At 74.4% G+C, this 17115-nt stretch carries 15 protein-coding genes and 1 riboswitch; of the genes, 12 read left to right on the forward strand and 3 right to left on the reverse strand.

The annotated features are described in order from the left end of the window. Nucleotides 1–40 precede the first annotated feature (40 nt). On the forward strand, nucleotides 41–604 hold the full coding sequence (locus HIR71_RS01775) for an aromatic ring-opening dioxygenase LigA (RefSeq protein WP_169322900.1): 564 nt from the start codon (nucleotides 41–43) through the stop codon (nucleotides 602–604). A gap of 123 nt (nucleotides 605–727) precedes the next feature. On the opposite strand, the gene HIR71_RS01780 is transcribed toward HIR71_RS01775, so the two are convergent. Further along, on the reverse strand, nucleotides 728–1261 hold the full coding sequence (locus HIR71_RS01780; RefSeq protein ID WP_169322901.1) for a hypothetical protein: 534 nt from the start codon (nucleotides 1259–1261) through the stop codon (nucleotides 728–730). After that, the gene (locus tag HIR71_RS01785; protein WP_169322902.1) at nucleotides 1261–2748 is read right to left on the reverse strand and encodes a PspC domain-containing protein; all 1488 of its coding nucleotides are present in this window, start codon (nucleotides 2746–2748) and stop codon (nucleotides 1261–1263) included. Before HIR71_RS01785 ends, HIR71_RS01780 begins: the two co-directional genes overlap by 1 nt. 160 nt (nucleotides 2749–2908) lie before the next feature. Here HIR71_RS01785 and HIR71_RS01790 point away from each other — a divergent pair, with 160 nt between their 5' ends. The 10 genes from HIR71_RS01790 (at nucleotide 2909) to HIR71_RS01835 (ending at nucleotide 15521) form a co-directional block, all read left to right on the forward strand. Continuing rightward, entirely contained in the window at nucleotides 2909–4192 is a 1284-nt protein-coding gene (locus tag HIR71_RS01790) for an ATP-binding protein (protein ID WP_169322903.1), read from the forward strand. 41 nt (nucleotides 4193–4233) lie between these two features. After that, nucleotides 4234–4944 carry a LuxR C-terminal-related transcriptional regulator gene (locus HIR71_RS01795; protein ID WP_211373688.1) on the forward strand — a complete coding sequence of 237 codons (711 nt, stop codon included), beginning with the start codon at nucleotides 4234–4236 and terminating at the stop codon, nucleotides 4942–4944. A gap of 55 nt (nucleotides 4945–4999) precedes the next feature. Then, nucleotides 5000–5347: a hypothetical protein gene (locus HIR71_RS01800; protein ID WP_169322905.1), complete on the forward strand. Its 348-nt coding sequence runs from the start codon at nucleotides 5000–5002 to the stop codon at nucleotides 5345–5347. Nucleotides 5348–5453: 106 nt separating this feature from the next. Beyond that, nucleotides 5454–5936 carry a DUF456 domain-containing protein gene (locus tag HIR71_RS01805; RefSeq protein WP_311836021.1) on the forward strand — a complete coding sequence of 161 codons (483 nt, stop codon included), beginning with the start codon at nucleotides 5454–5456 and terminating at the stop codon, nucleotides 5934–5936. 52 nt (nucleotides 5937–5988) lie between these two features. After that, complete coding sequence (pcrA, locus tag HIR71_RS01810; protein WP_169322906.1) at nucleotides 5989–8517, forward strand: DNA helicase PcrA; 2529 nt, start codon at nucleotides 5989–5991, stop codon at nucleotides 8515–8517. A gap of 58 nt (nucleotides 8518–8575) precedes the next feature. Further along, the gene (locus HIR71_RS01815) at nucleotides 8576–10102 is read left to right on the forward strand and encodes a GGDEF domain-containing protein (protein ID WP_169322907.1); all 1527 of its coding nucleotides are present in this window, start codon (nucleotides 8576–8578) and stop codon (nucleotides 10100–10102) included. Between the two features lie 67 nt (nucleotides 10103–10169). Continuing rightward, the gene (locus tag HIR71_RS01820; protein ID WP_169322908.1) at nucleotides 10170–11681 is read left to right on the forward strand and encodes a GGDEF domain-containing protein; all 1512 of its coding nucleotides are present in this window, start codon (nucleotides 10170–10172) and stop codon (nucleotides 11679–11681) included. Nucleotides 11682–11773: 92 nt separating this feature from the next. Continuing rightward, nucleotides 11774–12940 carry an ADP-forming succinate--CoA ligase subunit beta gene (gene sucC / locus HIR71_RS01825; RefSeq protein WP_169322909.1) on the forward strand — a complete coding sequence of 389 codons (1167 nt, stop codon included), beginning with the start codon at nucleotides 11774–11776 and terminating at the stop codon, nucleotides 12938–12940. A gap of 33 nt (nucleotides 12941–12973) precedes the next feature. Further along, on the forward strand, nucleotides 12974–13906 hold the full coding sequence (gene sucD / locus HIR71_RS01830) for a succinate--CoA ligase subunit alpha (RefSeq protein ID WP_169322910.1): 933 nt from the start codon (nucleotides 12974–12976) through the stop codon (nucleotides 13904–13906). 178 nt (nucleotides 13907–14084) lie between these two features. Further along, nucleotides 14085–15521, forward strand: coding sequence for a cell division protein PerM (locus HIR71_RS01835; RefSeq protein ID WP_169322911.1), 1437 nt, complete (start codon nucleotides 14085–14087; stop codon nucleotides 15519–15521). On the opposite strand, the gene HIR71_RS16340 is transcribed toward HIR71_RS01835, so the two are convergent. Next, entirely contained in the window at nucleotides 15518–16075 is a 558-nt protein-coding gene (locus HIR71_RS16340; RefSeq protein ID WP_211373670.1) for a hypothetical protein, read from the reverse strand. The two genes, HIR71_RS01835 and HIR71_RS16340, sit on opposite strands and share 4 nt — an antisense overlap. 213 nt (nucleotides 16076–16288) lie before the next feature. Here HIR71_RS16340 and purN point away from each other — a divergent pair, with 213 nt between their 5' ends. Then, nucleotides 16289–16930: a phosphoribosylglycinamide formyltransferase gene (gene purN / locus HIR71_RS01845; protein WP_249051483.1), complete on the forward strand. Its 642-nt coding sequence runs from the start codon at nucleotides 16289–16291 to the stop codon at nucleotides 16928–16930. Nucleotides 16931–17002: 72 nt separating this feature from the next. Further along, a riboswitch (ZMP/ZTP riboswitch) is annotated at nucleotides 17003–17096 on the forward strand. Nucleotides 17097–17115: the final 19 nt, after the last annotated feature.

The raw sequence follows: 17115 nt of genomic DNA on the forward strand, positions 1-17115 counted from the left end.
GGCCGCAGATCTCACCGTTTCCTCGAAAGGGAACAGCACAATGTCGACCAACAAGACCGTCAAGTTCATCGGCCTCTTCAGCATCGTGGCCGGGATCGTCATGATCCTCGCCGGCGGCGCCACCTGGGCCATGGTGACGTCTCAGCTCAAGGCCGAGAACATCACCGTCGCGCCGATCACCGAGGAGAACCCGGGTGCGCTCGTCGGGGACCCGGTCGCCGGCCCGTTCACGGCCTTCGCCCAGGCCAACGCCATCAACGAGCACACGATCACGCTGGGCGGTGGCAAGACCTACGCCGAGATCGGCGACGAGATGACCGCGCTCCGCGAGCAGCTGGCGGCCGACGGTGACTCCCCGGCCGAGATCGCCGAGAACGAGGAGCTCGCCGGGCTCCAGACGCAGCGCAACAGCGTGATGAACGGCTCGTTCCTGCGGGCCTCGCTCTTCACCTCGGTCGTCTCCTACGGCGTCGCCGCCCTGGTGATCGGTCTCGGTCTCCTCTTCTCGCTCCTCGGCTACGCGCTCACCAGGCTCGCGAGCGGCGTCGTCACCACCTCGGCCCCGGCCCTCGCGGCTGCTCAGCCGGTCGGCGCCCGGGCCTGACGTACCCGCCCGGCGCACAACCCCGGCAGTGCGCCGGGCGCCACGCACCGGACCACCCAGCCCTCCGCTGGGTGGTCCGGTGCTTCTCGCGCGACCCTCACGGGCTGGTCGGTGGGCGGCGGGTCACCGGTTGCGCCGCCGCGCGCCCGTCGCGACGGAGCCCACGACCAGCCCGATGCCGGCGAGGGCCAGCAGGCCGATCGACGCGAGCTCGAGGTCGAAGCTCACCCCCGCTGCGATGGCGACGATCCCCGCGCCGATGACCGCGAGCACCAGGCCCCACACCACGGTGCCGACGCGCAGCGCGGGCTTCCGCGCGACCGGGGCTGCCTCGACAGCCGTGCCCCCCTGGTCGGCCGGGGCGTACGGGGCAGACGGTGCGTACGGGGCAGTCGGTGCGTACGGGGCGGACGGCGCGGGCGGCGTGACGTCAGGCCGGAACGTGTCGAAGACGAGCTCCTCGCGGGGCGTCGCGCCCGTGGGAAGCTCCCGTGTCGCATCGCTCTCCCCGGGCAGGTCCCCCACGGCCGTGCCCTCCACGGTCGAGGTGTCCCGCGTGATCTCGGTGGTCGGCTCGTCGCGGTCGATCGCCGCGCGCTGACGTGGGTCGAGCGTCCGGTCCGGCTCGGGGACGGGCCGGGTCTGGTCGGTGCTCATCAGCTCTCCTCCACGATGCGGATCTGGCCCGCACCGCTCTCGATGTCGAGTGCGAGCTGCGGCGTGGCGCCGTCGGCGACCTCGTCGCTCTCGAACGTGTAGCTGCGCCCGCCCGAGACGCCGCTCAGGCTCTCGCGCCCGTCGACCTCCCACAGCACGTCGCCGGCCGCGATGCGGACGTCCGCCGTCACGGCGGTCCCGGCCGGCACGGTGACCGTGATCTCGCCGCCCCCGAGGCGCAGGGGCACCCGGACGGTGTCGTCGCCGAGCGGCACCTCGGTGAGGTCGACAGCCAGGTCGCCGACCGCGACCGCGATGCCCTCGGCCGCCGCCGCCGTCGACCGGGGGGTCCACGCCTCGTCGGCCACGAGCTGGACGCGGCCGGACGGCCCCGACCACGAGCTCCAGCCGCTCTGGGCGTACAGCGCGGCGGGCAGCGCCAGCACGGCCCCGGTGATCGCGAGGAACCCGAGCGTGCCGCTCGAGCGGCCGCGCAGGCCCGCGACGACGATGCCGATCCCCGCGAGGACGACGCCGATCCCGATCGCCGCGAGCCCCACGGGCAGGTCGACCGTGCCGACCCGCTCGGCCGCGAGCAGCAGGGCGAGCGCGACGAGCGTCAGCCCGACGACCGCTCCGACCGCGCCGGCGCCCGGGCCACGGACGTGCGGCTTGGGCGGGGCGGGCGGCACCGGCGGGACGGGCGCGTAGGCGTACGGCGGGGTGCTGCCGTAGCCGCTCGGGTAGGAGGTCTGCGGTGCGGGGCCTGAGGTGGTCGGTGCGGACATCGGGGTTCCTGTCGGGGGGTACGGGACCGACGGACCCGCCGGGTCCACGGGCGCCGTGGAGACGTCCGGGGCCGGGAGGGCGGCGGTCGACGGGTACGACGGCGAGGTGGCGGCGCCGGGGGGCGGCGGCACGGGGCCGGGGCCGACGGGTCCGCCGGGACCGCCCGGGCGGCCCGGGCCGCCGTTCGGTGGACGCTGCGAGCCGCGCTGGTTCGCGGCCACGACGACGAGCGTGACGATCACGGCGAGGGCGGCGAACCACAGCAGGCCGTTGAACCAGCCGAGCTCGCCCCCGTTCCACCATCCGTACCAGCCGTCGCCGCGGTTGATGCCGACGACGACGAGGAGCGTGGCGCCGAGGAGCGCGGCGTCGAAGCGGCCGCGGATCGTCTCCTGGAGGTGGATCCGCCCGTCCGACTCCTCGGGCAGGAGCGCCCACGCGAGCCCGTAGAGCACGAAGCCCACGCCGGCGAGGAGCGCGGTGACGAAGAGGATCCCGCGGACCAGGATCGGGTCGACGCCGAAGCGCCGGGCGAGCCCGCCCGCGACCCCGCCGATCCACCGGTCCTGGGTGCGGACGACGCCGATGCGGCGCATCGCGTCGAAGAACCCGTCGCCACCCGGGCGCGGCTGCCCGGGACCGGGGACGGGGGGTGGCGAGGCCGGCTGGCCCGCCGGCGGGGGTGTTCTCGTGTCCATTCCTCGATCGTCGGCCTCGGTGCCGCCCCCAGGCCATCGGGGCCCACCCTGATCGCACCCTGAATCTCGGGCGCTCCGCCCCCCGACCCGCCCCCGGACTCCCCCCGGTTCACTGCCCCGGTGCTCCCGGAGAGCTCCCCGGACGTGTGACGATCGGGTCATGACCAGCCCGCCGACGCCGGTGCAGGCGGCCCCGTCCGCCCGCGCCGGCGGCGCCCCTCGCCTCCCGCTGCGGCGACCGCCGCGCGGTCGCCGGGTCGCGGGCGTGTGCGCCGGGCTCGCCGCCCACCTGGACCTGCCGGTCGGGATCGTCCGCCTCGTCCTCGTCGTGGGCGCGCTCGCCGGCGGCGCGGGGATCGCCCTGTACGTCTTCCTCTGGGTCGCGGTGCCGATCGGGGACCCCGTGAGCGCCGCGGCCGAGGAACGTCCCGCGGTGCTCAGCCGGCTCGCGCCGCGGCTCCGCGCCGAGGGCCGCACGATCCCCGTCACGGACATCGCCATCGGGCTCGTGCTGCTCGTCGGCGCCGGCGTGCTGGTGGCGGTGCGCAACGGCGCCGACCTCCCGCTCTCGTGGCTCGCCCCGACCGTCATCCTGCTCGCGGGCACCGGGCTCGCCTGGAGCCAGCTCGACCGGGTCCAGCGCGAGCGCTGGATCTCACGTGCGGGTGGCCGCACCCCGGTGAGCGTCGTGCGGCTCGTCGGCGGGCTGCTGCTCGTCGGGGTCGGCGTGCTGCTGCTGGTGGGGCAGGACGCGCCGGTCGACGACCTGCTGCGCTCGGCGACCGCCGCGCTCGCGGTTCTGCTGGGTGCGCTCGTCGTGCTCGCCCCCTGGGGGCTGCGCCTCGCGCGTGAGCTCGGCGACGAGCGGGCGGCCCGTGCGCGCGAGGCGGAGCGGGCCGACATCGCGGCGCACCTGCACGACTCGGTGCTCCAGACGCTCGCGCTCATCCGCGCCCGTGCGGACCAGCCCGAGGAGGTGGCCCGCATGGCGCGCGCGCAGGAGCGCGAGCTGCGCGAGTGGCTCTACGACGACCGCTCCGACCCCGGCACGTCTCTCGCGGCCGAGCTGCGCGCCGTCGTCGGCGAGGTCGAGGACCGCCGGGCGGTCGCGATCGACACCGTGGTGGTGGGCGACCGGGTGCCCGACGCCGACACCGAGGCCCTGCTGCAGGCCACCCGCGAGGCGCTCGTGAACGCCGTCGTGCACGGGCGGCCGCCCGTCTCGCTGTACCTCGAGGTCGCGCCCGACGCCGTGGAGGTCTTCGTGCGCGACCGCGGCGACGGGTTCGACCTCGACGCCGTGCCGTCCGACCGGTTCGGGGTCCGCGAGTCCATCCTGGGCCGGGTGCGACGGCGGGGCGGGACCGCGACCGTCACGTCGCGGCCCGAGCGAGGCACCGAGGTGCACCTGCGGGTCCCGGTCGCCGGGGACGCGCCCGCATGACCGCGCCGCACGACGAGATCCGCACGAGCGAGGAGGCACGGATGGCCGCGAGCTCCAGGACGAGCACCGGCACGGGCACCGGGCAGGTGCCGGCGCCGTCGGGGCCTGTCGACGTCGTGCTGGTCGACGACCACCTGATGTTCCGCACGGGCGTGCGCGCGTCGCTCGACGGACGGGTCCGCGCGGTCGACGAGGCGGACACCGTCGAGACCGCGATCGCCGCGGTGCGCACGCGCAGGCCGCCGGTCGTGCTGCTCGACGTGCACCTGCCGGGGGGCGACGGCGGGGGCGGCGCCGAGGTCATCGCGAAGTGCGTCGACCTGCTCGCGACGACCCGGTTCCTGGCGCTGTCGGTCTCGGACGCGGCCGAGGACGTCGTCGCGGTGATCCGCGCGGGCGCCCGTGGCTACGTCACCAAGGCGATCTCGGGGGCCGACCTGTCCGACGCCGTCGTGCGCGTGGCGGGGGGCGACGCGGTGTTCTCGCCTCGGCTCGCGGGTTTCGTGCTCGACGCCTTCGGCACGGCCGCGGGCGACGTGGCGATCGCCGACGACGAGCTCGACCGCCTCTCGGCGCGCGAGCGCGAGGTGATGCGCCTCATCGCCCGGGGGTACAGCTACCGCGAGGTGGCCTCCGAGCTGTTCATCTCGATCAAGACGGTCGAGACCCACGTCTCCGCGGTGCTCCGCAAGCTGCAGCTCTCGTCGCGGCACGAGCTCACGCGGTGGGCGGCGGCGCGTCGGCTGCTCTGAGGCCCCGGGGGACGCGTGGCGAGGTGTCGGTCGCCGGCCGTCTACCCTGACCCGCATGGACACCGTCTACAACCTCCTGCTCGTGCTGCACCTGCTCGGCTGGGCGATCGTGCTCGGGGGGGTGCTCACCAACCTGCGGACGCCACGCATCGCGACCGGAGTGCTGCACGGCATCCTCACCGCGCTCGTGACCGGCATCCTCATGACCGGGCTCGCGTCCGCGGGCGTCGCGGCGGACGAGCCGGACAACGTCAAGATCGGCATCAAGCTCGTCATCGCGATCGTCGTGACCGCGCTCGTCGTCGTGGGCAACAACCGGCCGGAGCGCGTCACGCGCGGCCTCCTGGGCGCGGTCGCCGGGCTGACCGCGGTCAACGTCGCGATCGCCGTGCTCTGGTCGTGAGGCGGTCGGCCCCGGCCTGTCCGACGGCGCAGCCCCGGTCGGCGGTCACGCCCCGGCCGGCGTCCGAGCGGCGGGGCGGGGCGTTCGAGCGGCGGGACGGGGCGTCGTGAGCGGCGAGTGGGAGCTGCTCGTCGGTCTGGTCCTGCTGGTGGGCCTGTTCGGCGTGGTGGTGCAGGTGCTCCCGGGCGCGCTGCTCGTGCTCGGCGCGATCGCGGTCTGGGCGTTCGTCACGGCGACGCCCGTGGCGTGGGTCGTGCTCGGCGTCGCGGTCGTCGCGACCGTGGCGGGGATGGTGGGCAAGTACGTGCTCGCCGGCCGGCACCTCAAGGGCGCGGGCGTGCCGAGCTCGACCCTGGTCTGGGGCGGGCTCGCGGGCATCGTCGGTTTCTTCGTCATCCCGGTGGTCGGCCTGTTCGTGGGGTTCGTGCTCGCGGTGTTCCTCGCCGAGCTGCTCCGGCTCCGGGACAGGCGCGTGGCCTGGCGTGCGACTCTCGCCGCGCTCCAGGCGACCGGGATCACGATCCTGGTCGAGCTCGCGGGCGCGCTCGTCGCGTCGGGTGCCTGGCTGCTGGCGGTCCTGCTCACCTGAGCGAGGCGCCGCGGTCCTGCGCGTGGGTGGGCGAGCCTAGGCTTGGGGGGACATGAACTCGTTCTTCGCCAACCTCCCTCTGCCCGGGTTCGGCCCGGCCGACCTGGCGGTTCCACAAGCCGCGGACGGGGCCGCCGGCGGCCGGTCCGGCGGAACCGCCGCTCGTCCCGACGCCTCGGCAGCCTCGGGTCGACCCGCGGGCGGGCCGTCGGTCCGCGACCCGGAGAGCCTGCTCGTCGGGCTGAACCCGCAGCAGCGCGAGGCCGTGCTCCACGCCGGGGGCCCGTTGCTCATCGTCGCGGGGGCCGGGTCGGGCAAGACCCGCGTCCTCACGCACCGGATCGCCCACCTGCTCGCGACCCGCCGCGCGCGCGCCGGGGAGATCCTCGCGATCACGTTCACCAACAAGGCCGCGGCCGAGATGCGCGAGCGCGTCGAGGCGCTCGTGGGTCCACCGGCGCGGGCGATGTGGGTCTCGACGTTCCACTCGGCGTGCGTGCGGATCCTCCGCAAGGAGCACGCGACGCTGGGGCTGCGTTCGACGTTCTCGATCTACGACCAGGCGGACTCGCAGCGCCTCATGACGATGGTCTGCCGCGAGCTCGACCTCGACCCCAAGCGCTACCCGCCCAAGACGCTGAGCCACAAGATCTCGGCGCTCAAGGACGAGCTCGTCGACCCCGAGACGTTCGCGCAGGAGTCGGGCTCCAGGCAGGGCGGCGGCAACGAGTTCGACGCCGTCCTCGCGCAGGCCTACTCCCGCTACCAGGCGCGGCTGCGGCAGGCGCACGCGCTCGACTTCGACGACCTCATCATGACGACCGTCCACCTGCTCCAGGCGTTCCCCGCGGTCGCCGAGCACTACCGGCGCCGGTTCCGGCACGTGCTCGTCGACGAGTACCAGGACACCAACCACGCGCAGTACACGCTCGTGCGTGAGCTCGCGGGGATCTCCGCGACGTCGGGCGAGGCGGGCGCAGCCCCGGTCGAGCCGGGCGAGCTGACCGTCGTCGGCGACGCCGACCAGTCCATCTACGCCTTCCGGGGCGCGACGATCCGCAACATCGTCGAGTTCGAGGCCGACTACCCGAGCGCGCGCACGATCCTGCTCGAGCAGAACTACCGCTCGACCCAGAACATCCTCTCGGCCGCGAACGCGGTCATCTCGCGCAACCCGGGCCGCAAGGCCAAGCGTCTGTGGACCGACTCGGGCGCCGGGCCGGCGATCGTCGGCTACGTCGCCGACAACGAGCACGAGGAGGCGCGCTTCGTCGCCGAGGAGATCGACCGCCTCGGCGACTCCGACGGCGTGCGGCCGGGCGACGTCGCGGTCTTCTACCGGACCAACGCGCAGTCGCGCGCCCTCGAGGAGGTGCTGATCCGCGTCGGTCTGCCGTACAAGGTGGTCGGCGGGACGCGCTTCTACGAGCGGCGCGAGATCAAGGACGCCGTGGCCTACCTGCGCGCGCTCGCGAACCCCGACGACGACGTCAACGTGCGCCGCATCCTCAACGTCCCCAAGCGTGGCCTGGGCGAGCGCTCCGAGGCGATGGTCAACGCGTTCTCCGAGCGCGAGCGCATCTCCTTCGGCGCCGCGCTCGACCGGGTCGACGAGGTGCCCGGGCTCGCGACACGCTCGCTCACCGGGCTCAGCGCGTTCGCGGACCTGATGGCCGGGCTGCGCGAGCTCGCCGAGTCGGGCGCCGGGCCGGCGGAGGTGCTGGGCGCCGTCCTCGACCGCACCGGCTACCTCGCCGAGCTCCGGGCGAGCGACGACCCCCAGGACGCGTCCCGGGTCGAGAACCTCGCCGAGCTCCATGCGGTCGCGAGCGAGTTCGAGCAGGAGCAGCCCGAGGGCGACCTCGCCGACTTCCTCGAGCGGATCTCGCTCGTCGCCGACGCCGACCAGATCCCGAGCGACGACGACGCCGACGGCGCGCCGCGCGTCGACCCCGGCGTCGTGACCCTCATGACGATCCACACCGCCAAGGGGCTCGAGTTCCCCGTCGTGTTCGTCACCGGTCTGGAGGACGGCACGTTCCCGCACATGCGTTCGCTCGCCGATGCCGAGCAGCTGGCCGAGGAGCGCCGGCTCGCGTACGTCGGGCTGACCCGCGCCCGGGAGAGGCTCTACATCTCGCGCGCCGCGGTGCGCACGTCGTTCGGCGTGCCCAACGAGTTCCCGGCCAGCCGGTTCCTCGACGACCTGCCCGAGGACGTGCTCGACTGGCGCCGCCGCGAGTCCAGCATGGCGGCGCTGCGCGGGCCGGGCGGGTTCGTCGGCTCGCGGGGGTACGGCTCGGGTGGGTACAGCTCGGGGGCCGCGTACGGCTCGGGCGTGCCGAGGAAGCGTGCGGTTCCGCCGTCGCCCGACGGGCCGACGTTCGGTTCCGCGACACCGCGACCGGTCGGCGACGTCCCGAGCCTGGCCGTCGGTGACAAGGTCACGCACGACGCCTACGGGATGGGCACGGTGGTGCTCGTCGAGGGCGGCGGACCGAACGCGGTCGCGAAGATCGACTTCGGCAGCGAGGGCACCAAGCGCCTCCTGCTCCGGTACTCGCCGGTCACCAAGCTCTGACGCTGCCGCCGCCCCGGGCGGTCCTCACACCCGGCCACAGTGCGCCGATGGGTGCGGCATGGGGTCCCCCGCAGCACGTGCACAGGCGCGACGCGCGCACGTCGTGTTCGGCGTGGCCGTCGGTGCGCACGTGGTCGCGTTCCTCCTCACGAGCGGCGCCTGGCGCGACGCCCTCGCGCTGTCCGCGTCCTTCGTGGCGCTGGTGGTCGTCACCGCAGCCCTGGTGACCCTGCGGCGCACGCCGACCGTGGCGTGGCTCGCCATCGTCCTCGGGCTCGCCGGCCTCGTCGTGTACCACGGTCTCTGGCAGGTGGAGGTGCACGTGCTCGGCCTCGAGCCGGGCACCTTCGTCGTCACCACGGTGGCGCACCTCCTCGGCTACGTGCTCCTGCTGACCGGTGGGCTGCTCCTCCTGCGCTCCTGGGCCGCCCACGACGCGGGCGCCGTGCTCGAGGCGGGGGTGTTCGGGCTCGCGGTCTCGCTGCTCGTGTGGGTCGCGGTGGTCGCTCCTGCGCTCGACCCGTCGATGACCGCGCAGGGCCGGGTGCAGACCATGGTGGTCCTGGTCATGATCGGCGGCATCGGTGGCGCGATCGTCCAGGGGCTGGTGCTCGCCCCGCACCGTCGGGGGGCGATCGGCTACCTGCTGCTCGCGTTCGTCGCCGTCCTCGCGGGGACGCTGGTCAAGGACCTGACCACCAGTGCCACCGCGCCGTTGGGCGCCCGGTGGGTGCTCCTCAACTGGATCGTCGCCTACACGACGTTGTCCGCGTGCGCGCTGCACCCCTCGGTCAGCGCCCCGGCGCCACCGGGCCTGCGTCCTGCCCGGCTGAGCACCTGGCGCCTGGTCGCGCTCGGCCTCGCGCTCGTGGTCGGACCGACGGTGTTCCTGGTCCAGAACCGGCACGAGACCGTGACGCCGCCGCTCTTCGTGGCCGCCGTCACGCTGTGCACGGTCCTGCTCGTCGTCGCGCGCCTCGGGATGCTCGCGAGGCTGCACGACGAGGCGCACCGCCGGCTCGAGGTGCTCGCCGACCAGGACGGGCTCACCGGCCTGCCCAACCGGCGAGCGCTCACCCGCCACCTCGAGGGTCTGCTCGCGCGGGTCGCTTCCGGCGCGGCACCCGGTGCCGTCGTCGTCTTCCTCGACCTCGACGGCTTCAAGGCCGTGAACGACCGGTTCGGGCACGCGGTCGGGGACGACCTGCTCCGCGCGGTCGCGCGACGGCTGAGCACGGTCGTGTCGCCCGACGCCGTGGTCGTCGACGGTGCTGCGAGTCGGGCCCCGAGCAGCGGCCCGATGGCGTCCCGCCTCGCGGGTGACGAGTTCGTCGTGGTCGTCGAGGCCGACCCGGGCCTGACCGACGACGTCGTCGCCCGCGTCGCCGCCGCCCTCGCCGACGACGTCGTGCTGGGGGAGCGGGGCGTGCCCGTGCACGCGTCGATGGGGACGGCCGGCGTCAGGGCCGGCCGGCGGGTGAGCGCCCAGGAGCTGCTCGACGAGGCCGACACGAGCATGTACGCGCACAAGCGTTCCAGCCGCGGCGTCCGGGTGTACGAGCGCAAGCGTCTGCAGAGCGCCTGACGGGGGCGGCGCGGACCTCACCCGGCCCGTTGGCTCACACGGCGCGAGAGCAGTCGATCAGCAACGCATGGACCGCCGGACCGACGCCGTGCGGAGCGGCGCAGCGCGCGCGGCGCTCGCCGTGGTGGTGGTGTCGGTGCTGGTGTGGCTCGTCGGGTTCGCGCTCACCGACGGGCTGGCGCAGGACCTCGTGGTGGCCACCAGCGGCGTCGTGCCCACCGTGGCGATCGCCGTCACCCTGCACCGGCGTGCGATCGCGCAGCCGCGCCCGTGGTTCCTCATCCTCGCCGGCATGCTGGTCCTCGACGTCTACAACGGCGGTTGGGTCGCGGAGGTGCACCTCGCGGGCATGGTGCCGCCCTCGACACCGGTCACCGCGCTCGGGCTGCCCCTCGGGTACGTGCTGCTGCTCCTCGGTGCGATCCTGCTGCTGCGACAGGCTGCCCGCCAGGACGCCGGGACGATCCTCGACCACGCGATCATCGCCCTCAGCGTCGCCTTCCTCGCGTGGGTCCTCCTGATCGCCCCGGCACTCGACCCGTCGGTCGCCACCGGCTCCCGCATCCGGACCATGGTGGTCGTCGTGCTCGTGGGTGGTCTCAGCGGCGCGATGCTCCGCGCTGCGGCACTGCTGCCCGAGCGGCGCGGCTCCACCGTCTACCTGCTCGTCGCCGTCGCCGGCACCGTCACGGGCACGCTCGCACGGGACGTCACCGCGAGCGACGGCGCGCCCGACGGGGCGTCGTGGGTCGGGATGCTGTGGATCGTCGCGTACGGCACGCTCAGCGGCGCCGTCCTGCACCCGTCCGCCGGGCAGGTCGTCCACGAGCGCGCCGACGAGCCACGCCTGACGACACGGCGCGTGTGGATGCTCGGGACCGCCCTGGCGATCGGTCCCGGTGTGCTCGTGCTCCACGCCCTGGTGGGCAGCGCGGCGGACCCGGTGTTCATCGCCGCCGTCAACCTCGCGCTGGTGCCGCTCGTCGTGCTGCGGATCGGCCGGCTCGCGCACCTGCACGCCGACGCCGAGCGCCACCTCGAGCGCACCGCCGACCTCGACGCGCTCACCGGCCTGCCGAACCGGCGGGCGCTGACCCGCCACCTCGAGGCGCTGCTCGCGCGCGTGGCCGACGGCACCGCACCCGGCGCCGTCGTGGTCTTCGCCGACCTCGACGACTTCAAGGTCGTCAACGACACCCTGGGTCACCGGGTGGGGGACGAGCTGCTCCTCGCCGTGTCCCACCGGCTGGTGAGCTCGGTCCGCACCAGTGAGCGCCGGGGCGGGCCCGGCGACCTCGTGGCGCGTTTCGCGGGCGACGAGTTCGTCGTCGTCGTCGAGGGCGACGCCGCGGTCGCCGAGCCCGCGACACGGCGCCTGCGCGCGGCGCTCGAGGAGGTCGTCGTGGTCGACGAGCACGTCCTGGAGCCGCGGGCGTCGATCGGCGTGACCACCGTGCCGGCGGGCACCCCGACGACCGTCGACGCCGTGCTGAGAGCCGCCGACGCCCGGATGTACGAGCGGAAGCGGGAGCGTCGCGCGGTCCCCGTCCCGGATGTGGTGGACCAGACAATGTCTTGATGTAAAGACATCTCGGTCGCACGGCTACGATCGGCGGGGCGGAGCGGCCATCCACGGCCCCCCGCAGCGGTCGACGGAAGGACGCAACCCAGGTGGACCTGTTCGAGTACCAGGCGCGTGACATCTTCGAGAAGCACGGTGTGCCCGTGCTCGGCGGCGTGGTCGCCTCGACGGTCGAGGAGGCTCGCGCAGGCGCCGAGCAGCTCGGCGGCGGGACGGTCGTCGTCAAGGCTCAGGTCAAGACCGGGGGCCGCGGCAAGGCGGGCGGCGTCAAGCTCGCGCACTCGCCCGAGGAGGCCGCCGAGAGGGCCGGCGAGATCCTCGGCATGGACATCAAGGGCCACACCGTCCACAAGGTCATGATCGCGGCGGGCGCGAAGATCGCCGAGGAGTACTACTTCTCGGTGCTGCTCGACCGGGCCGAGCGTCGCTACCTCGCGATGGCGTCGGTCGAGGGCGGCATGGAGATCGAGCAGCTCGCGGTGGAGCGCCCCGAGGCGCTCGCGAAGGTCGCGATCGACCCGCTCGTCGGTATCGACGAGGCGAAGGCGGCCGAGATCGCCGACGCCGCGGGCTTCCCCGACGAGCTCAAGCCACTCGTGCAGGACGTGTTCCGCAAGCTCTGGACCGTCTACAAGGACGAGGACGCGACGCTGGTCGAGGTCAACCCGCTCGTCCGCACCGAGGACGGCCAGATCGTCGCGCTCGACGGCAAGATCACGTTGGACGAGAACGCGGGCTTCAGGCACCCCGACCACGCCGAGCTCGAGGACGCCCTCTCGGCCGACCCGCTCGAGGCGCGCGCCAAGGCGAAGGACCTCAACTACGTCAAGCTCGACGGCTCGGTGGGCATCATCGGCAACGGCGCCGGCCTCGTCATGAGCACGCTCGACGTGGTGGCGTACGCAGGTGAGCGGTTCGGCGGCGTGAAGCCGGCGAACTTCCTCGACATCGGCGGCGGCGCGTCGGCCGAGGTCATGGCCAACGGGCTGGACATCATCCTGTCCGACCCGCAGGTCAAGGCCGTCTTCGTCAACGTCTTCGGTGGCATCACGGCGTGCGACGCGGTCGCCAACGGCATCGTCAAGGCGCTCGAGCTGCTGGGCGACAAGGAGACGAAGCCGCTCGTGGTCCGGCTCGACGGCAACAACGTCGCCGAGGGCCGCGCGATCCTGCGCGAGGCGAACCACCCGCTGGTGACGCTCGCCGACACCATGGACGGCGGCGCGGCCAAGGCCGCCGAGCTGGCCGACGCCTGAGCCGGTCCGAGACAGAGACGAGAGAACGCAACGATGGCAATCTTCCTGACTGAGGCCTCCAAGGTCATCGTCCAGGGCATGACCGGCTCCGAGGGGCAGAAGCACACGACCCGCATGCTCGCCTCGGGCACGAACGTGGTCGGCGGCGTGAACCCCCGCAAGGCGGGCACCTCGGTGGACTTCCCCGCGAACGGAGCGGACGGGGCGGACGGGGCGGACGGGGCGGACGGGGCCACCGGCTCCGTCTCCGTGCCCGTGTTCGGCACGGTCGCCGAGGCGGTCGAGAAGACCGGCGCGGACGTGTCCGTGATCTTCGTGCCGCCCGCGCACACCAAGGCGGCCGTGATCGAGGCGGCCGACGCCGGGGTCCCGCTCGTCGTCATCATCACCGAGGGCATCCCGGTCGACGACACCGCGGAGTTCTTCACGTACGCGCAGAGCAAGGGCGTGCGGCTCATCGGCCCCAACTGCCCCGGCCTGATCAGCCCCGGGAGGTCGAACGTCGGCATCATCCCGGCGAACATCGCCGGCCCCGGCAAGATCGGCCTCGTGTCCAAGTCGGGCACGCTGACCTACCAGATGATGTACGAGCTGCGTGACTTCGGGTTCTCGACCGCCATCGGCATCGGCGGCGACCCGATCATCGGCACCACGCACATCGACGCGCTCGAGGCGTTCGAGGCGGACCCCGACACCACGGCGATCGTCATGATCGGCGAGATCGGGGGCGACGCCGAGGAGCGCGCGGCCGCGTACATCAAGGAGCACGTCACGAAGCCGGTCGTCGGCTACGTCGCCGGGTTCACGGCCCCCGAGGGCAAGACGATGGGCCACGCCGGCGCCATCGTCTCCGGCTCGTCCGGCACCGCCCAGGCCAAGAAGGAGGCCCTCGAGGCCGCGGGGGTCAAGGTCGGCAAGACGCCGAGCGAGACCGCCGACCTCATGCGCGCGATCCTCTCCGCCTGACCCGCGCGCACCCGCACCACGCACCACCGCAACGTCCGAGCGCTGACGTCCTCGACGACGTCAGCGCTCGGACGTTGCGTCGTCCTGGCGGGCTGCGGACCGCCGGTGTGGGTGTGCGCACACCGCTCGCGGCGTGCCGGAGTCCGGATCCGGGCCGCTCAGCAGTGACCATGGGACGGTGACCCGACCGACGGCTCCCCCCGCGCCCCGCGCCGGCGACCGGCTGTCCCAGCTCGGCCGCCGGGTCCTGACGACCGACGACGGCTCGCCGAGCCCGTTCGCGAGCGCGATCGACGGAGCCCCCCGCTGGGCGGGCGGACTGGCGGCGGGCCTCCAGGCGGCGATCCTCTCCCTCGCGGTCGTGGTGGCGCCCACGGTCGCGGCGTACGTGGTCACGTCTGCCGACCCGTCCAACGCCGACGTCGGCTGGGTCCGGTCGGTCGGCGTCGGCGCCTCGTTCTGGTTGCTCGGCCACGGCGTCCCGCTCGCGGTCGGCGGTGTGGCGGTCACGCTCGTGCCTCTCGGCATCACCGCGCTCGCGCTGTTCTCCGGCTACGCCTCGGCGCGCCGCTCGGGGCATGCGACGTGGTCGGGGTTCGCGGCCGCGGTGCTCGGGTACGTCGCCGTCGTGCTCGGCGTCGCGGTGGGCGTGGGCGCCGGCGCCACGGGCGTGCTGCGTGCCGGCGTCGGCGGACTGGTGGTCGCGGGGCTCAGCCTGGGCGCCGGCCTGCTCGCCCGGCCCGGCGCACCGGAGCTGCACGAGCTGAGCCGACCGCTCTGGAGCCGGGTGCCGTCGGCCGTCCGCGTCGGGGCGGCGGCCGGTGGTCTCGCGGCGGCGCTGCTCGTCATGGTCGCGGCAGGCGTCGCGGCGACGTGGATCGTGCAGGGGCGCGACACCGTGGCCGAGGTGGGTGTCAGCCTCGGGCTCGACGTCGTCGGTGGCACGGTCCTGACGCTCGCCCAGCTCGCGCTGCTGCCGGTCCTGGTCATGTGGGCCCTCGCGTACGTGGCCGGCCCGGGCTTCGTGGTGGGCACGGGGTCGTACTTCACGCCCGCCGAGGTGGTGCCGGGCCCGCTCCCCGCGCTGCCCGTGCTCGGAGCGCTGCCCACCCCCGACAGCCCGTTCCAGCTCACGGCGTGGCTGCCGCTGGTGCTCGTCGGCGTCGGCGGGGTGGCGGGCTGGTGGCTGCACCGCCGCCTGGAACCCGGTGCGTGGTGGCGACCGCTCCTGGCGTGCGCGTGCGCGAGCGCCACCGCGGGCCTGGCAGCGGGGGCGCTCGTCTCGCTCGCGAGCGGGTCGGTCGGCCCGGGGCGGATGACGGAGGTCGGTGCCTCCGGGGTGCTCGTCGGGCTGTCGACCCTGGTCGGGACCCTGATCGGGCTCGTCGTCGTGGTGCTGCCCGCACGCGTCGAGGTCCGGACGGAGGCGGCACGCGCTGCGCGCCGGCTCACGCGGGGCGGCAGCGAGCGGGGGAGCGTGGGGCTCGACGTGCAGAACGACGAGGGCGAGGTGGACGACGTGGACGAGCTGGACGTCCAGCACGCTGCGGTCGGCGACGAGGACACTGCGGCGGACGACGCCGCACGCCGAACCGACCCGTCGGGCCAGGGCTAGCCCGACCGCCCCATGCCGCGGTCGAGGAGCCGCTCCTCGACCGTGGTGTCGAACGCCTTCTCGCAGCGCTCCTCGGCGGCGATCGTCAGCGCGTCGCGCAGGCAGTCCTGGCGTTCCATCTGCACGGGCCACAGCGTGAGCAGGCCGATCATCGACAACGAGAGCAGCGCGGTGAACACGAGCCCGAGCGCGAGCACCGGCAGCAGCACACCGCGCAGCCCGGCCCGCCAGACCGACACCAGCGCCCGGACGCCCACCACGAGCGCGGCGACGAGGAACAGGAACGAGCCCGCCTGCCACGGCAGCGGCAGCGTGTTGGTCATCACCGCGGCCAGCAGCATCACGCCGAAGTGCATCACCTGGCGGCTGGCCGCGCGGGCCGCCTCCGGGTCGGCAGGGCGGCGCGCCGGCCGACGACCCGTCGGGTCGGGCCGGCCGGGCTCCGGCGGCTGCGGCGGGGGCGGCGCGGGGTGCGGCGGCTGCTCGGGCGGGTGCGGCGGCGGGGTGGGCGGGCGCGAGGCAGTGCCCGACGGCGGTGCGTACGGATTGCCCACCCGACCATTCTCCCCCACCCGAGGAGTGCGCCGGCTCGGGGCCAGGTCGTCTCCCGGACCCTCGGTGAACCCTGCTCGGCAGCGACGGGCTCGTGCGCCCTGCGGCCCTCGGCGGCGGCGATCTGGACGCCCAGAGCCGTCAGGGCCATGCTGACGGCCCGGCCGACCGGAGCTAGGGTCGTCGCCGTGAGCGCAGCTCGTGGACCGTCCGGCCTGACCACTCCCGGCGGCGAACCCGTGGGGACGACGTCGGCCCGGCGGCTGGTCGTCCTCGTCTCCGGCGCGGGCAGCAACCTCGCCGCACTCCTCGCCGCGCACGACGACGCCTCGTACGGCGCGCGCGTCGTCGGGGTCGTGAGCGACAACCCCGCCGCGGGCGGGCTCGAGCTCGCGCGCGCGGCCGGGGTGCCGACCGCGGTCGTGGCGCCGCGGGACTTCGCCGAGCGCGCGGACTGGGACCGCGGCCTCGCGGAGGCCGTCGCCGTGTTCCGGCCCGAGCTCGTGGTCAGCGCGGGCTTCATGCGCATCCTCGGCACGGCTTTCCTCGAGCGGTTCCCCGGCTGCGTCCTCAACACGCACCCGGCGCTGCTGCCGTCGTTCCCGGGTGCCCACGGCGTCCGCGACGCGCTCGCCCACGGCGTCACGGTGACGGGCTGCACGCTCCACGTGGTCGACGCCGGGGTCGACACCGGCCCGATCGTCGCCCAGGCCGCGGTGGCGGTCGAGCCCGACGACGACGAGGCGAGCCTCCACGAGCGCATCAAGGTCGTCGAGCGCGCGCTGCTGGTCGACTGGGTCGGCCGGATCGCCCGGGGCGCGCTCACCGTGGAGGGGCGCCGCGTCGTCGTCCGTTGAGCCCGCGTCGCCGCCGGCCGGACCCTCCGCACCGGTGCGCGGCGCGTTCCTCCGCGCTGGGTCCGATACCCTGACCGAGGCCGTGACTGGCGTACCTGAGGTGGGCCCAACCACCGGGGAGCGGCCGCAGTTCCCCGCCGGAGCGCCGTTCGCCTGGGCGCCTGGGTCCCCTGCTGTGCACCGCG

It is taken from the genome of Cellulomonas fimi, assembly GCF_012952065.1.
Lineage (GTDB): Bacteria > Actinomycetota > Actinomycetes > Actinomycetales > Cellulomonadaceae > Pengzhenrongella > Pengzhenrongella fimi_A.

Bases quoted from the DNA above. Each gene is read 5' to 3' on its own strand.
- HIR71_RS01775 (WP_169322900.1), top strand. From the start codon at position 41: ATGTCGACCAACAAGACCGTCAAGTTCATCGGCCTCTTCAGCATCGTG.
- HIR71_RS01780 (WP_169322901.1), bottom strand. From the start codon at position 1,261: ATGAGCACCGACCAGACCCGGCCCGTCCCCGAGCCGGACCGGACGCTC.
- HIR71_RS01785 (WP_169322902.1), bottom strand. From the start codon at position 2,748: ATGGACACGAGAACACCCCCGCCGGCGGGCCAGCCGGCCTCGCCACCC.
- HIR71_RS01790 (WP_169322903.1), top strand. From the start codon at position 2,909: ATGACCAGCCCGCCGACGCCGGTGCAGGCGGCCCCGTCCGCCCGCGCC.
- HIR71_RS01795 (WP_211373688.1), top strand. From the start codon at position 4,234: ATGGCCGCGAGCTCCAGGACGAGCACCGGCACGGGCACCGGGCAGGTG.
- HIR71_RS01800 (WP_169322905.1), top strand. From the start codon at position 5,000: ATGGACACCGTCTACAACCTCCTGCTCGTGCTGCACCTGCTCGGCTGG.
- pcrA (WP_169322906.1), top strand. From the start codon at position 5,989: ATGAACTCGTTCTTCGCCAACCTCCCTCTGCCCGGGTTCGGCCCGGCC.
- HIR71_RS01815 (WP_169322907.1), top strand. From the start codon at position 8,576: ATGGGGTCCCCCGCAGCACGTGCACAGGCGCGACGCGCGCACGTCGTG.
- HIR71_RS01820 (WP_169322908.1), top strand. From the start codon at position 10,170: ATGGACCGCCGGACCGACGCCGTGCGGAGCGGCGCAGCGCGCGCGGCG.
- sucD (WP_169322910.1), top strand. From the start codon at position 12,974: ATGGCAATCTTCCTGACTGAGGCCTCCAAGGTCATCGTCCAGGGCATG.